Raw genomic sequence first — 15,539 nt, forward strand, 5'->3', positions numbered from 1 at the left:
AATGAATCTACAATTCTTTGCGCGGAAGAAACGAAAAACTCGTAAGAAGACTAAGACTAAAAAGAAACGAGTTGTGAAATCTAAAAAGGGTGGCAAGAAGAGTAGTAGTAAAGGGGGCAAAAAAACATCAGCTCCCAAAGCTACAACAAAGAAGAAAAAGGAAAAAGAATATGTAACTGAAACCTCGTATATGAATAAGGATGCCTACTCGAATTTTTATGGTGAATTTATTCTTGAACGACAGAAAAAATCGGATAGTTCGGGGAATGTTTACGACAACTGGGTAGCAGAAATTAACCAGTGGGATCCTAAAACCGGTGAGCCATATAGTGTTAACAATACAAGTAAAACTCACATGCATAAGGAAAAGTTGGATAAATCCGGTAAGTTTGGTTTTGCTTTAGCCAACTTAGGCGTTTTCTTTGGTAAGCATGATATTAAAGAGGACTTAGTTAATCCAGTGGTGGCGTATAAGTCGGATTATGAAGCTTTAACCAATTATGAAGAATGGCGCAGTGATGGCTCTACTGATCCGGATGATACACCACATATTATTGCCAAGGCTGGTCAAGAAATTATTATTGATACGGCCAACAATAAAGTTACTATTGATGGAAAGCCGGCCGATAAATACGTTTCATGGTTATCGACTTTTCCTAAATTAACTGGTGGAGTTCCACAAACTCTACACTTTTTCCCGGATCCCAAAAATGCCGATGTAACAATTGAATATCGACCAGCAATTAAGTAGTCACGAAAGCGACTACTTTTTTTATACATAAATAAGGAGGTTAGAGATTTGTATATTATCCTGGATAAAAATTTAAAGCGAGTTGCCACGTTATCGACTAATTCAGACGCCAACCCGTTTTGGGGTGAAGTAGTTGAACGCCAAATTGCCGATGATAACAGTAACTCGGATGATGGTATTACTGGCGTTAGCACTTTTAATAGTACGGATCCGAATGCTAACTCTAAAAGTTGGAATGATACATTAACAGGACTAACCATGTTGCAAAGTGCCCCTGCGGCTCAATACTTAACGGTTGGTAATAGTGTTGCTGTGTATGATGATGTGCATAATCATTGGCGTATTTATCGAATTTATCAGGTTGATGAAACTATTGATGCCACTAGTGGGGCTCACTTAGTAACGGTGGATGCTATTAACCTAGCAATCTATAAACTTAATAAGACCATTCCACCACAAAAAGAAATTAAAGATTGTAAATTAGATCAAGCCATGCAGTGGATCATGGCTGATACCGGTTGGGATTTACAAAATAATTGCTCTTCAGGATTATTTGCCGATATTAGCTTTGATGGTACGGCTTCTAGTCAAGCTGCCTTACAGACAGTCTTATCAACTTACGATGCAGAAGCCGATGCCTATTGTCATATTGACTCCAACGGTATTGTGACTGACCTGATTTTAGAATTAGCTGATCAATTGGGAGAAGATGAAGGTAAGTCAATTACCTATGGGCAAAACATGTTATCCGTTCAACGAGAAACAGTTGATACTAATTTAGTAACCAAGCTTTACATTGTGGGCGCAAATAATGCTTCAATTGCCTCGGTTAATAACGGCAAGAATTATATTACTGACGTTTCAGCAAATTCTCTTTATAACACTGATCAGAACACCTGGCTGGAAGGAACGATTACTAGTGACACTATTACTGAACCTAAAGCATTACTTGATTGGGGATTGCGGGAATTAAGATTGTACAATCATCCACGAATTAACTATGCCGTGGAGGTAACTCAAGATTTTCAAGCTAACTTGGGCGATACTATTAAGGTGATTGATTTATCTATGAACCCGATTTTAACCACGGAGGCAAGAGTCATTCAGCAAACTACCTCAGAAAGTGACCCAAGTCAAAATAAAGTTGTATTAGGTGAGTTCAGTACAGTTAAAGTAATTACGCCGGCGTTTATTCGCAATATGGAACAGCGTTGGAATGACCACGTTAAGAAACTATTTGAAGATGCCCGAGAGAATGCCAATGCAGCCACAGTCAGTTTGATTACGCCGTTAGGTTCAACTTGGTATAACACGGATACTTCCAAACGGGTGATTGCAAGACTATTTATTGAAGGTGAGAATGTAACCTCTTATTTGTCACCGCAAGCTTTTAATTGGCAAAAAATTAATATGGACGGCACCCGTGATATTGGCTGGGAAGCTGACCATGCAAAAGATGGTTATCAGGTTACTATCGAACCACCATTTGTTGGGACACTATTAGTCACCATTGATGATACTTATGTGAAAGATGAGGCAGAGATGTGGATTGATACCAGCAATTCAGCTGATGGTTCCTGGAATAAGCTTTGGGAAACGAAAGATGCCGCCAACAAAGATTTTAATGGCGATCAGCACATTGGGGCTTTACAATTTTCATATTTATTGAGTGATGGTTCAGTGTTGTCTAGTTATCACTACACTAAAGACAAAAGCCATTCTGATTGTGAGTTTATTAAATGGAACACCGATGGAACATTGCAAAGCATGATGTTTGTGACTGGAGGTGGTCATTGTGGTTCTTTTGGTTATGATGAAGGTTCCAACACAATTTATACAGAAATAAAAGATCAGAATGATGGGAAATATTATTTGGTAACAATGGCATACCAAGCCAATACAAGTGCTAGTAATATAACCAAGTGGTGCCAAGTAAAACAATATTTTCGAGTTAACGTTGATTTGAAGAACAATCTGTGGTTGGGAAGTACGACGAGTGGGAAAGTGTATGTTTGTCAAATTAGTGATTTACAAGCTGGAAACTTCAAACCAATCATTGAATTTAAATTGCAAGATTTTAAGTGGAAACCATTACCAGCTGGAACCACTAATAATGGCGCTTATAATACTCTTCAAGCGAATGGGATTAGTTATCCATTTGCTTTTTTTACGGCTGGTGATGTGAACAACGCTGATGACAAGCATGTTATGTGTATTAATTTAATTACACAGTCAATGGTATTTGACTATGTAGTGGAGCCAATGCAGGACATTAAGTTAGCAGTGCCGTTGGAAAATGGCGGGCATTTGGAGCCGGAGGGCATATATGAAGATGTTAATAATTCTAGGTTAATTGTTGGCTTTAACGTTTCTGAATATAGGGATGCTGCACACACTGTGTCTATTGCTCATAGTGCATTATATACGGCTCCCCTTAAAATCCGTGATGATTCTAAAGACTTAGCTGTTGAATATCCTGAACAAGATGAAGGTGAAAATGATGAAGCTGAACAACCAGTAATTGCTGGAAATGATAATGCGGATGATTCGGATGCAAGTTCAGATAGTGATGAAGATGGTGATGAGTTAATTGGTGAAGGAACCGAAATTGAGGATGGTGATAACGATTGATTATTGCAACGGGAACTTTAAATATTGATGAAAATGCTAAGCTTGCCCAGCAAGCTTCTGACGATGCCAAAAGTGCCGCTAATTCTGCAGCTGATGAAGCGGGTAAGGTTAAAACATCGTTGGATGGGAAAATCACTGTTTCATCGCAAGAGCCTTTTGATGATGGGAAAAATCATGATGAAGGTGATATTTGGTATGTTCAAGACAGTAACCATATGACTAGTGAAATGTATACCTACGATGGTTCGGACTGGGTTAAGACTAAAATGTCTCAAACTGTCCTATCGGTTGGACAGCTTTCAGCATTAACTGCTGATTTGGGAACTATTGAAGCCGGATATTTGAACTCTGTGGAAGTTGACTCATCAATCATTAAAGGTGGCAGTATTTCTGGTTCATCTTTGTCGTTAACAAATGGAAATACTAATTATTGGTTAGATCAGAACGGGTTTCATGACAGTTATTATGGAAACGATATATTTAATGGATATGTAAAAAAAGATGTTTGGATTAATGAATCAGGAATTTCAATTTCTGATGGAAATTATAAGGCTGATATTCAACCAGAACAAATTAAAATGTCTGGCGATGGTGGAACAGGAACTATTTGGTCTACGAATATTAATTGGCCTGCTATTACAATTTCAGATAACATTCAAATAGATTCTAAACACATAATTCACAGCAATGATTATGGAGCTTTGTATTTTGAAGGAGGTTCTGATGGTGGTGAAGATGGTATTGACATTCATGCCGGCGGGGTTTACTCACATGGAACCAATTTACTTAGTGAAATTAATAAGATTGAAAAGAAATTGAAAATGTAAGGTGATCTGATGAATGATATTAACGCGCAAGATTTAATTAACCAATTAGTTAATGAGTACAGTCAAGATATGGCAGCAAAAAATCAACAAATTGCGTTATTAAAAATTGAAAATAATCAGCTTAGAAAGAAGGTGAAAACTAATGAGTAAGGAACTCGCATTCACGGATGATAATGATGTGGTTAAATATTTAGATACAACCACTGCTTTTAATCTGGCACTCACGGCCGACGGGGTGGCCTTTGATTTAACTAATGCTAAGTCAATTTTGGTAAAAATAGCTAACGATGATGGCTATATCATGCAACAAACTATTGATTTAACCACTGTAACTAGTTCGCTTGGTGGAACACTAAGCTTTCCAATTAATCAGGATATCATGAACACATTGGTTCCAAATGATTATGATATTGAAGTTTGGGTTACTATGAATGATGGTACGCAGGCTATCTTTCCAAGTGATGGTACATTAGGCTTTTCAATTGAAGAGAACCTCATGAGTGATACTGGTGAAGTAATTCCGACAATCACTTTGAATGATTTTCAGCAACAATTTGATGATCTAAGTAGTCAAATGGAGAATGCAGTCCACAATGTGCAGAAGGGTGATCAAGGTAATCCTGGTAATGGTATTAAGTCTGCTAACAATCAGTATCAGTTAAGTGATTCACCAGTTACAGTTCCCACAGGGGGCTGGTCAGATACTATTTTGGCAACAACTGATCAACTTCCTTATCTGTGGACTAAAATTATTTTTATCTACGATGACGGAACAACTAAAGAAACTAATTTTGTTTCTAGCCGAGGTGACACCGGTAGCCAAGGTCCAATTGGCCCGGAAGGGCCGCAAGGGAAACAAGGAAATGGTTTGGTTGTTAGGGGGAAAGCTGATAAAGAGGAAAATTTACCCACAACGGGTAACAACCAGGGTGATGGTTACTTAGTCGGAACGGACTTATATATCTGGATAGATGGTTCATGGCAAAACATGGGAAGCATTACGCCTGATTTAGCTGACTATGTAAAAGTAGCTGATATGCGTAAACCAGCCAGTGATGTAGCGGGGATTGAAGAGGTTAACGCCAAACAAGATAAAATTGGTTACACGCCTGCTGATGATTCCAAAGTAGCCCACCTATCTGGCGCAAACAACTTTGACACCGTTCCAACTGTTAAAAATAATCCGTTATTACTAGCAAGCAGTTTACCATCTGACCTAGCACGAACGGGCTCAGATCAAGAGTTTACGGGTAAGAACACTTTTGATACTGCACCAATTGACAAGACAACCGGTCATCCATATATCACCAAAGACGGTGTGCCAGCAGTTCCTGATACTTTGGCAGATACCACGAAAGATACTAACTTTACAGGAAAACTTCAAAAGTCTGGAATTGACGTGGCAACTACGTCAGATGTTAGTAAGGCAGTAAATACGGCTACTGCAAATATGGCAAATACTACAAAGTTAGCAAACTTTACAGCTGGCTTACAAGTTAATGGTAAAGATGTTGGCACAGGTGGTGGCGACAAACTAACAACACCTTGGGTTGTGACTAATTATCAATCAACGGACACGATGGGTCCACATGGCTGTAACGAAGCAACCGGATGGCGTATTTATAATGACATACTGTATTACTACGGTTATTTTTATGGGGCTACGGTATCAGAAGCTGTTATTTTTAATCTTTACACCGCTTATCCAGATTTTAAAAAGACTTTTAAAACTCTTGGTAGCAGTCCGGAATTAATGCATCAAACGTCATCTGGTTTTTGGGCTTTTAATGATTGGGGGAATCAGATGGTGAGAAATGAGGGCAACCTATTAATAGGTATTAAAGATACCGCGACACCACTTTCTGTAAATATTGTTTATCCATTGGATCGCTTATAAAATAAAGGAAGATAAAAACTTATGTTAAACGAATTATTAAAATCATTCAATTCATTACAAGTAACCGGTGCAGTTGTTTTTATGGTACTGCTTAAGCTTGTTAAGACACTGTGGAAAAATAAAATTGTCACTTGTTATTGGTTGGAATGAATTAACCAAAGATCAGTTTACTGATATTACTGGTAAGAATTATGACACAGGGGTGGAAAATTCATCAACTGCTTCTTAATTGACGGTCAGTTGAGTACACTCACATGTAGACGTTTTTTGGAATGCAAGTTTAATTAAATTAAAGTCCGTCACTTTTTTGGAACAGTGGTATAATCATTTTCGTAGGCATTAACCCCCTTAGTGCCTACGCATTCGAATATTCATCTGAGCATTTATGAATGCCCCATGCTCATACATTCCCCTCAATGTATGTGATGTATACACGCCCGTCATAAGATGGGCGTGTTTGTTTTCAATAATTAGTTGTTACGACTAAATAATCGTGATACAATGCGTTTGTGGAATTCCATTCCTCCAAGAAGGAATTTCATGTTCTTCAATATGATAAGAATTGAGGACGCCCTTTAAAGCGGGGCGTTTTCTTTTACACAAATTTTATGGAGGTAATTTTATGTACACACAAATTGTCGATATTTTTAATTCTCTTAAAGCAACCGGACTGGTTGCTTTTTTAATTGCTGTAATTCCAGCAACTTACAAATTGGTTAAACCGTTGATTGAAGCTAAAATTAAAACTGAAAAGAATACTCATATCAAGCAAGGGATGGAATTAGGCTTGAAATTAGCGAATGCTTTCGTTCCTGTGGTGGCAAGTATGCCTGCTTTAAGTAACTCAGATCGCAAAAAGGTGGTCAATCAATTTGTTGATTCTGGCTTAAAAGAGTCCGGCTTTAATTTTAAAGCAGAAACAATTGAAGGATTAGCAGAACAAGCTTACCAGTATTATAAACACACTCTAAAGGGAGATAATCACAAAGCACCTGTTACTCCGGCGCCTACAAATGACGTTACACCCGACGTTCCAGTCGATGACGATCCGGAAGTATTTAACGAACCCCAATCATCTGAACAAAAGTAGGAAGTGACGAAAATGACAAAAAAGGTTGCTGATTTATCAGTATTTCAAGGAAGCTCCGAGTCTTATATGAAGTCACTGAAAAGTCACGGAATTGATACCACGGTGGTTAAATTGACGGAAGGCACTGGATACATTAACCCTAAAGCTAGAGAACAAGTGGCTAACGGATTCAAAGTATTTGGTACTGTGAGTGTTTATCATTTCTTTCATGGTCATGGTTCATCAGAAGCTAAGTATTTCTTAGCTTGGGTAAAAAGCTTTGGGTTGGATAAATCCACAGTCTTGGCCCTAGATGTGGAAGCACAAGACCTTCCTTGGAAGACTACAGCTGAAGTAAATACCTTTTTAAAGGAGTTAAAAGCCAACGGATTTACCAACGTTATTACTTATGGATCCGGTTCATGGTTTGCTGAAAAGCGAATTGATCGAGCGAAACTTATTGATAAGCATATTTGGGTAGCGGCGTATGGTGTTAGTCAACCGGGAATTGATAATGCGAATGCCTGGCAATATACCGATAACTATGATGGATTAAAGGTTGACGCCAGTTTAGATTTTGATGGTTCACTGTCCGGAAGTGGGGTAGTTATTAAACCTGCTAAACCGGAATATTATCAAACTCCAGGCCTATACGAAGCAACACAAAGCGTAATTCACCAATTTAACGATGCTGAATTCAAGTCTAAACGGCATACTCGTCTGATTAAAGGAAGTCGATTCTATGCTACCCCAATAAAATATGGTGAAATTTATCGCCTTTCTACACCAACCGGTTACTATACAGCAAACAAAGATAAAGTTAAATTTATTTTTGCAGTAAAGGCTGGTGATAAGTAATGGTGGAAGTTCCTGACGAAATTAACATGACTGAGATGTTAATTGGAATTAAAGAAGATATTTCTTCTATTAAACAGCAGTTAAATGATCAAGCTGATTTGGATGAAAAAGCAGATAAGGCTTTGGCCAAGTCCATCGAAAATGAACATCGAATTGATAATTTAACTCACATAAACTATGCATTAATTTCTTTAGTGGCAACGGGAATTATTGTACCGTTGATTATTTATTTAATTGAGAAATTTATGTGAGATGAATCCCCCTTGAATGATTATGGGGGGAATACATATATTGGTATATATTAATTAATATTATTTTTTGCTTTTGATAATATTATGCATATATTAGCTTTTGGTTATTGAACTATCATTTTTGAGGACAAAATAGCTAATAACGGTCAAATAACGGTCAATTAAAATTATAAATGCCCTTATATCAACGTTTGTAAGGGGCACTTGTGCCTGCAGTCGGCATTATAGTACCATTTAAAAATAGGATTACTGTTAAAGATTGATTTAACAGCGGTCCTATTTTTTATGTTTTCAGACACCATCCATTACGCTAGGAAATGTATTTCATGGAAACAACGCCAATATAGAATCCTAATTAACGTATCTTTTAACCGGTGTATCTATCATGAAACAACGCGAAATTTCAACTTGGACAATGATACAACAAACGATTTGAAAACCTATGAAAATGGATAAAGCAGCGTCTAATTGGTATAGTCATATTAATCATAATTGGTATATACTTGCATCATTTAATGAATCCGTGTTAAAAGGGAAGTTCAACTGATAAAATTAAAAAAACATCCTTGTGGTATACCTATTAATCTGTTATGCTGTATTGGTAAATTAATTTAATAAAGGGACTGACGATAATGAAAAAAGTATTGCTTATCTGTGAAGATGAAATTTCTAGTGGCTTGTTAGTTCGTGCAGCAAAGCCATTTATCGAACTTTATGATGCCCATTTTGATTTTGAAGCCACTAATATTTTGAACGCACCCAAACATCTAGTTGAAGAAGTTGACCTTGTTTTGCTTGCTCCTGACGCAACGTATCATGAGGATGAATTGAAATTAATAGCGGATCAAACGCCAGTCACAACGATTCCAGATGAAATTTACGCTTGGGGTAACGGGGAGAGATTGGTGAAGTTGATTACGAAGCAGTTTGCTCCTGCTGAAATTGCTTAGAACTTAAAGATTATTCAATATAGAATTTTAAAATTAACGTCTGCCTAAACCAAGGCAAGCGTTTTTCTGTATGCTCGATTATCCGTTCGTGACAGATCGTTTTGAATATGAAATGAACATGAAAGTTAAAAATCATCTATATGACTTTGAGTGCTCATTTTTTCGAATACATAATTATGACATTTCACCCTTTGAAAGTGAAAGATTTTTGCGCTCAGCTTTATTGGTGACTCTTGTCATTCCCACTGTTGATAACCTTTTCAACCGCTATCGAAGTTGAATTAACATTCACTTTGGCATATAATGGTTCATATGATTTATTCTTGGAATCTCTATCAGGAGTAATTAAAATTGATAATCTAATCTGATTAACTTGTTTTGTTAATAAGATTAGATTTATTTTTTGGAGGGTATCACATGCAACAACAAGATCAAACAGACCAGGAACGACGGGCAGACGCCTCGTTTTTCGGCCAACCTCGGGGACTGTCAACGCTGTTCTTCACCGAAATGTGGGAACGGTTCAGTTACTACGGAATGCGTGCCATTCTTCTTTACTACATGTATTTCAGTGTAACGAAAGGTGGACTAGGCTTTGATCAATCACTAGCCGCTTCTATCATGGCAATCTATGGGTCACTTGTTTATTTAACATCAGTGATTGGTGGGTTTGTCAGTGACCGGATACTTGGAAGTCGCCGAACCGTGTTTTATGGCGGTGTTCTCATCATGCTTGGACATATTGCACTTTCGTTGCCAATGGGTGCCCCGGCGTTATTCACGTCAATTGTCCTGATTACGGTTGGGACGGGGCTGTTGAAACCAAACATTTCTGAAATGGTTGGTGGCTTATACACCGAGTACGATAATCGTCGTGATTCAGGATTTACAATCTTTGTTTTCGGAATTAACTTGGGCTCGTTCGTTGCACCTTTGCTGGTTAGCTGGCTTGGGTTTAACGTCAACTTCCACCTTGGTTTTTCGCTCGCAGCAATCGGAATGTTCTTTGGATTATTGCAATATGTTCGTGGTGGCAAGAAGCACTTGCCAAGCGCAAGTCTTTACCCAAGCGATCCATTGGAACCAAACGATGCTAAAAAACTGTCAATTCGAGTTGGCCTGGGCGTGGTGGTATTTGCACTCGTCCTGTTACTCTTACAGGTAATGGGGTCATTATCATTAAGTTCATTCATCACCCTGTTGAGTATCATCGCAGTGGCAACACCGATTATTTACTTCATCATCATTATTTCCAGCAAAAAATTGTCTGATACCGAACGTTCGCGAGTCATCGCATACATCCCATTATTCATTGCCGCAGCCATTTTCTGGGCAATTGAAGAGCAGGGGTCCGTTGTTTTGGCCTTGTTCGCCGAAAACCAGACAAACAACAATTTCTTCGGTATTTTTAACATTCCTGCAGGCTGGTACCAGTCTTTGAACCCACTGTTTATCATGCTTTACACACCATTCTTTGCCTGGATGTGGATCAAGTTGGGTAAAAAGCAGCCAAGTTCACCATCTAAATTTTCACTTGGATTGATGATTGCCGGTCTATCATACCTATTCATGGTTCTACCGGTCATGCTCTTTGGCTCATCGGCAAAAGTCAGTCCATTCTGGTTACTCGGAAGCTGGGCAATTGTTGAAATCGCGGAATTGTTGATTTCACCAATTGGACTTTCCGTCACCACGAAGCTGGCACCAAAGGCTTTTGAGTCACAAATGATGAGTATGTGGTTCTTGGCCGATTCAGCGGGTCAGGCCGTCAACTCACAAATTGTTAAGTTCTATACGCCGGAAAACGAAATCAACTACTTTCTGATCGTCGGATTGGTTGCAATCGTTGCCGGAATTATTCTAATCTTCCTTGTTAAACCAATTAAGCATTTAATGGAAGGTGTCAATTAGAATTCAGATTGAATAAATGTGTTATCCTAACTTGGATGGCACATTTTTATTTTGGGGAGACAATTGTTATGGTTAAAATTGCAGTTTCCAGTGATAATCATTTTGACATTAATAAAGTTGATTTAACACCAACGATTCAAGCGCAGGTGGCATATTTGACCGATCAATCCGTGGATGATTACTTAATCGCCGGAGACTTATTTAATGACTTCACCAAATCTGCCGCATACGTCAAGCAGCTCTCCGATCAATTGCCAACAACCAAGGTGTATTTTATTGCCGGCAATCACGACATGATTCGCGGCGTGTCTTACGACCAGCTTGAACATGGAAAATGGCCTGGATATTTGAATAATCAGTTTGTCGACATTCCGGGGACCAATTATCGGATTATTGGCTTGAATGGGTGGTACGACTACACGTTTGCGACAAATGAGGATAAAACAGAATCTGAATTTCACCGCTGGAAAATGGCTTACTGGATTGATGGCCTTATTTCGCAGCCTATGAGTGATTTGAAGCGTGAGGAGGTTGTTATCCAACAACTCAAAACACAGCTTCAGAACGCAAAAGACAGCCGAAAAAAGGTCATCCTAATGACGCACTTTGTCCCTAATCAGCATTTCATTCGCTATACGTCCGATTTTCGATTTTGGAACATGGCCAATGCGATGATGGGCAGCTTACAATTTCAAAAAGTGATCGAACAATATCAAGTCGATACGGTGATTTTCGGTCATATTCATCGGCGCATTGGACCGGTTAAAATCGGATTAACAACTTATTACAACGCGGCGGTGGGGTACCATAACCGCCGCCATAATGAGTGGCAAACCAATGATTTTATGAGTGAATGGCAAAAACAGCTGCAAATGATTCAACTTTTTTAAATAATGCGCTTGACGGAACCCGGAAAATTTTGTATTATTATATTCGTTGGTTTGATAGCAAACTCAGTTTCGGAGGGGTAGCGAAGTCTGGCTAAACGCGGCGGACTGTAAATCCGCTCCTTCGGGTTCGGTGGTTCGAATCCACTCCCCTCCATTTTTATTGGGCTATAGCCAAGTGGTAAGGCAACGGGTTTTGATCCCGTGATGCGCTGGTTCGAACCCAGCTAGCCCAATTACTAAACGTTCATGACGAAAGGAACTCGTCGTGGGCGTTTTTTTGTTTGGGTAATTTGGCGATCACTGATCCAGAAATGGTGCGGAATTTTTCGGTAATGGTGCAAAATTAATTTCTTTTCTTCTTTCTTGTAATCGCTTTCGATTCAGCATACTGTTAGCGTGGATTTAGAAAGGAAGGATATTATGATAGTCAAGAAAGTTGTTATTTTAGGCGGGGGCGTTCTCGGAAGTCAGATCGCTTACCAATCCGCATTCTCGGGGATCAAAACCGTTATCTACGATATTTCAGATGAAGCAGTCCAGCAGGCACAACAAAAGATTGACAGCTATCCACAGCAGTACAAGCAAGATATTGGGGCGACTGATGAGCAGGTTCAAGCAGCCAATGCCAATCTTTCACTCACAACTGATATGAAAGCAGCCGCAACGGATGCCGACGTCATTATTGAGGCGGTTCCGGAAAGGCTTGATATTAAAGAGTCGACCTATAAGAGCCTTGCGCCATATATTACAGATCAGACGCTCTTATTAACCAACTCGTCAACGTTGATTCCCAGTCAATTGATTGACTTTGCACCTAACAAAAAACGGTTCATGGCAATGCACTTTGCAAACTTGATTTGGACTCACAACGTTGCCGAATTAATGTGGGCAAAAGACACGCCTCAGGCAACCATTGATGATGCCGAGGCCTTTGCAAAGCAGATCCACATGATTCCAATTTTAATTCATAAAGAAATTTCCGGATACATCATGAACTCCATTTTCCTACCAATGATCAACGCTGCCTTAAAACTATGGGCAAACGGCTATTCCGATCCGTTATCAATCGATAAAAACTGGATGGTCAGCATGGGCGTTGACCGAGGACCGTTTGGATTCCTTGATATTATGGGCTTAAACACCGCGGTTAACATTGAAATGGGATTTTATCAGAATACGCACGATGAGGATTACAAGAAGATTGCCGATAAATTAACCGAGTATGTTCAGGACAACAAGTTGGGGGTCGCTTCCGGAGAGGGATTTTACCACTACCCAAATCCAGCATACCAAGATCCGGCATTTTTAAAGGCTTAAATCGTTACCTGACGACTAGTTGACCGTATCGTTGGTCACCAAAATCTGGTCACTGCGAAATTAACTAGTCCAATCAAGAAATGTCCACGACGAAAAGAACGCGTCGTGGGCATTTTTTATATTTTTTTCTGATAGACAACTTTATATTGCAAAATTGGTTGATTTCCGCTATTGTCAAATTAGTAACAATTGGAATAGTCCGATTGCAATATCAGGAGGGTTAATATGAAAATTGGATTTATCGGAGTCGGGGCAATGGCCCAAGCCATCATTCAGGGCTTATTGAACGCCAAATTTGTTCCCGCTGAAAATATATTGGTGCATAGCGCACATAAAGCCCATTATGAAAATTATGCCAAGCAGTACGGATTGACCGCTGAAGCAACCAACCAGCAAGTCGCAGAAAATAGTGATCTGGTGGTCCTTGCAGTGGTGCCGGCAATTGCCGCGGACGTTTTGGCAGAGATTCGAGATCAACTTTCAACTCAAAAAACTTTGATTTCAATTGTTTCAGGCGTTTCATTGAATCGCTTGGAAGAATTGACCGACTACAACTTACCGATTCTCCGAAGCTTGCCAAACATTAATTCTCAGTATGGTCAGGGGATGACCGCAGTCGCTGCCAACGAGAATCTTTCTGGTGATCGGAAAGCGCAAGCAATTGCCATGTATGAAGCGACCGGCAGTGTCAGTGAGCTTTCGGAAAGTCAGTTTGCGGCATTCAGTGCGATTTCCGGCAGTGCCGTGGCGTACGTTGACTTCTTCATTGACAGTCTCAGCCGGGCCGGCGTTAAGTACGGTTTTACCAAAGAAATGGCCACCCAGATTGCCGCTCAAACCACGTTGGGGTCTGCCCATTCATTGATGGCATCCGGTCAGACACCCGCTGAATTGATTGATAAGGTTTGTTCCCCGGGTGGCGACACCATTGCCGGTATCCTGGCGATGGAACAGGCCGGCTTTTTGCCTTCCATTATCAAGGGAATTGACGCGACGATTGCCAAGTCGACCGGCAACAACGGCTAAACAAATCAAGTTTGGAGATTTAAATGTCAAAGGTATTGATAAACGCAACCATTTATACAGGCAAACGCGTGATTGACAAGGGCTATGTCCGATTCAATCAACAAATTCTTGATGCCGGTGAAATGAGCGACTACCAACAAAAACCAGACGATCAGGTGATTGATGCCAGCCGGAAATTGGTGGTCCCCGGTTTCATTGACGTTCACACGCATGGCGGCTACGGTGTTGACGCCATGAGCACGGATCCTGCAGCCATCAGCCAGATGGTCGATAAAATGACTCAAGAGGGCGTCACAAGCGTTTTTCTGACCACCATGACCCAACGCCCGGAATTGATTTCTCAAGCCATGCAGACGATTTTACGGGCTGCTTCGATGAATCCAAAAATTGTCGGAATTCATCTTGAGGGACCGTTTATTTCGCCCAAGTATAACGGGGCCCAACCGGAAAACCTCATTCAAAAGATTGACATTGGAAAATTTGCTGAATGGGATCGGCTTTCTGGCGGATTGGTTAAATTGTTGACTTACGCACCTGAAATGGGGGTTGATGATGACGTTTCAACGTACTGTTCTGAGCACGGGATCGTCATGTCGGTCGGGCACAGCGGCGCAACTTATGCGCAATTAAAGGCCCTCAAACCGGCGCGGATTACCCATTTATTTAATGCACAACGGGGATTTGCTCAGCGCGAGGTTGGGGTGGTCGGCTACGCAATGCTTGATCGCGATGTCAAAGCTGAGCTGATTTGTGACGGTTACCACGTGGCCCCCGAAGCCGTTCAGATTGCCTATAAACTCATTGGACCGGATCGACTGGAGCTGATTTCCGATTCGATGGAAGCCAAAGGCGAGCCGGACGGCACCTATCAGTTGGGCGGCCAGCCGGTTAACGTCCATGACGGCCGGGCAACCTTAACCAACGGACATCTTGCCGGGTCGGTTTTAAAATTCAATCAAGCATTCAAAAATATAATCCAATTTGCCAACTGTTCGATTGCCTCCGCGGTGAAAATGAGCTCGACCAATCAGGCACTTGAGTTCTCACTGACACATAAGGGATTCCTAGAGCGCGGGTATGATGCCGACTTAAATGTGTTTGACAAGCACCTAGACCTTATGGCAACGTATAGTTATGGCAAATTCGTGAATAAAGACTAAG

At 40.2% G+C, this 15,539-nt stretch carries 15 protein-coding genes and 2 tRNA genes; all 17 read left to right on the forward strand.

The features are described from left to right. Position 1 precedes the first annotated feature (1 nt). The 17 genes from FC51_RS06215 to nagA all read left to right on the forward strand — a co-directional run bounded on the left by FC51_RS06215 (position 2) and on the right by nagA (position 15,538). Positions 2-751, forward strand: a complete 750-nt coding sequence (locus FC51_RS06215; protein ID WP_020282071.1) for a phage distal tail protein — start codon at positions 2-4, stop codon at positions 749-751. Positions 752-799: 48 nt separating this feature from the next. Further along, complete coding sequence (locus tag FC51_RS06220; RefSeq protein WP_057911236.1) at positions 800-3,382, forward strand: phage tail spike protein; 2,583 nt, start codon at positions 800-802, stop codon at positions 3,380-3,382. Then, positions 3,379-4,209, forward strand: a complete 831-nt coding sequence (locus FC51_RS06225) for a hypothetical protein (protein WP_057911237.1) — start codon at positions 3,379-3,381, stop codon at positions 4,207-4,209. Before FC51_RS06220 ends, FC51_RS06225 begins: the two co-directional genes overlap by 4 nt. 9 nt (positions 4,210-4,218) lie before the next feature. Then, positions 4,219-4,359, forward strand: a complete 141-nt coding sequence (locus FC51_RS12445) for a hypothetical protein (RefSeq protein WP_008214398.1) — start codon at positions 4,219-4,221, stop codon at positions 4,357-4,359. Further along, a complete protein-coding gene (locus tag FC51_RS06230) occupies positions 4,352-6,106 on the forward strand; it encodes a hypothetical protein (protein WP_057911238.1) in 1,755 nt (584 codons plus the stop codon). Before FC51_RS12445 ends, FC51_RS06230 begins: the two co-directional genes overlap by 8 nt. 67 nt (positions 6,107-6,173) lie before the next feature. Then, positions 6,174-6,335, forward strand: coding sequence for an XkdX family protein (locus FC51_RS12265; RefSeq protein WP_225355078.1), 162 nt, complete (start codon positions 6,174-6,176; stop codon positions 6,333-6,335). Positions 6,336-6,728: 393 nt separating this feature from the next. Further along, positions 6,729-7,196, forward strand: coding sequence for a hypothetical protein (locus FC51_RS06235; RefSeq protein WP_020282067.1), 468 nt, complete (start codon positions 6,729-6,731; stop codon positions 7,194-7,196). Positions 7,197-7,208: 12 nt separating this feature from the next. Next, complete coding sequence (locus FC51_RS06240) at positions 7,209-8,033, forward strand: GH25 family lysozyme (RefSeq protein WP_057911239.1); 825 nt, start codon at positions 7,209-7,211, stop codon at positions 8,031-8,033. Then, complete coding sequence (locus FC51_RS06245) at positions 8,033-8,284, forward strand: hemolysin XhlA family protein (protein WP_057911240.1); 252 nt, start codon at positions 8,033-8,035, stop codon at positions 8,282-8,284. The genes FC51_RS06240 and FC51_RS06245 overlap by 1 nt, the downstream gene beginning before the upstream one ends. Before the next feature lie 632 nt (positions 8,285-8,916). Next, positions 8,917-9,234, forward strand: coding sequence for a PTS sugar transporter subunit IIB (locus FC51_RS06250; protein ID WP_057910331.1), 318 nt, complete (start codon positions 8,917-8,919; stop codon positions 9,232-9,234). 417 nt (positions 9,235-9,651) lie between these two features. Next, positions 9,652-11,145, forward strand: a complete 1,494-nt coding sequence (locus FC51_RS06255) for a peptide MFS transporter (protein ID WP_057910330.1) — start codon at positions 9,652-9,654, stop codon at positions 11,143-11,145. A 68-nt stretch (positions 11,146-11,213) separates the two neighbouring features. Then, positions 11,214-12,035 carry a metallophosphoesterase gene (locus tag FC51_RS06260; RefSeq protein ID WP_057911241.1) on the forward strand — a complete coding sequence of 274 codons (822 nt, stop codon included), beginning with the start codon at positions 11,214-11,216 and terminating at the stop codon, positions 12,033-12,035. A 71-nt stretch (positions 12,036-12,106) separates the two neighbouring features. Next, positions 12,107-12,189: transfer RNA gene (locus FC51_RS06265), tRNA-Tyr, on the forward strand. A gap of 7 nt (positions 12,190-12,196) precedes the next feature. Further along, positions 12,197-12,268, forward strand: a tRNA-Gln gene (locus FC51_RS06270). Positions 12,269-12,455: 187 nt separating this feature from the next. After that, positions 12,456-13,352: a 3-hydroxyacyl-CoA dehydrogenase gene (locus FC51_RS06275; protein ID WP_057910328.1), complete on the forward strand. Its 897-nt coding sequence runs from the start codon at positions 12,456-12,458 to the stop codon at positions 13,350-13,352. A gap of 225 nt (positions 13,353-13,577) precedes the next feature. Continuing rightward, entirely contained in the window at positions 13,578-14,378 is an 801-nt protein-coding gene (proC, locus tag FC51_RS06280; protein ID WP_057911242.1) for a pyrroline-5-carboxylate reductase, read from the forward strand. 23 nt (positions 14,379-14,401) lie between these two features. Further along, entirely contained in the window at positions 14,402-15,538 is a 1,137-nt protein-coding gene (gene nagA / locus FC51_RS06285) for an N-acetylglucosamine-6-phosphate deacetylase (protein WP_057910326.1), read from the forward strand. Position 15,539 lies beyond the last annotated feature (1 nt).

The sequence above is a fragment of the Lentilactobacillus parabuchneri DSM 5707 = NBRC 107865 genome, from assembly GCF_001435315.1.
In the GTDB taxonomy this organism is placed as follows: Bacteria; Bacillota; Bacilli; order Lactobacillales; family Lactobacillaceae; genus Lentilactobacillus; species Lentilactobacillus parabuchneri.

What these genes read in the sequence shown, in the direction of transcription:
- FC51_RS06235 (WP_020282067.1), top strand. Translation starts at nt 6,729, where the DNA reads ATGTACACACAAATTGTCGATATTTTTAATTCTCTTAAAGCAACCGGA.
- FC51_RS06255 (WP_057910330.1), top strand. Translation starts at nt 9,652, where the DNA reads ATGCAACAACAAGATCAAACAGACCAGGAACGACGGGCAGACGCCTCG.
- nagA (WP_057910326.1), top strand. Translation starts at nt 14,402, where the DNA reads ATGTCAAAGGTATTGATAAACGCAACCATTTATACAGGCAAACGCGTG.
- FC51_RS06240 (WP_057911239.1), top strand. Translation starts at nt 7,209, where the DNA reads ATGACAAAAAAGGTTGCTGATTTATCAGTATTTCAAGGAAGCTCCGAG.
- FC51_RS06250 (WP_057910331.1), top strand. Translation starts at nt 8,917, where the DNA reads ATGAAAAAAGTATTGCTTATCTGTGAAGATGAAATTTCTAGTGGCTTG.
- FC51_RS12445 (WP_008214398.1), top strand. Translation starts at nt 4,219, where the DNA reads ATGAATGATATTAACGCGCAAGATTTAATTAACCAATTAGTTAATGAG.
- FC51_RS06275 (WP_057910328.1), top strand. Translation starts at nt 12,456, where the DNA reads ATGATAGTCAAGAAAGTTGTTATTTTAGGCGGGGGCGTTCTCGGAAGT.
- FC51_RS06260 (WP_057911241.1), top strand. Translation starts at nt 11,214, where the DNA reads ATGGTTAAAATTGCAGTTTCCAGTGATAATCATTTTGACATTAATAAA.
- FC51_RS06215 (WP_020282071.1), top strand. Translation starts at nt 2, where the DNA reads ATGAATCTACAATTCTTTGCGCGGAAGAAACGAAAAACTCGTAAGAAG.
- proC (WP_057911242.1), top strand. Translation starts at nt 13,578, where the DNA reads ATGAAAATTGGATTTATCGGAGTCGGGGCAATGGCCCAAGCCATCATT.
- FC51_RS06245 (WP_057911240.1), top strand. Translation starts at nt 8,033, where the DNA reads ATGGTGGAAGTTCCTGACGAAATTAACATGACTGAGATGTTAATTGGA.
- FC51_RS06230 (WP_057911238.1), top strand. Translation starts at nt 4,352, where the DNA reads ATGAGTAAGGAACTCGCATTCACGGATGATAATGATGTGGTTAAATAT.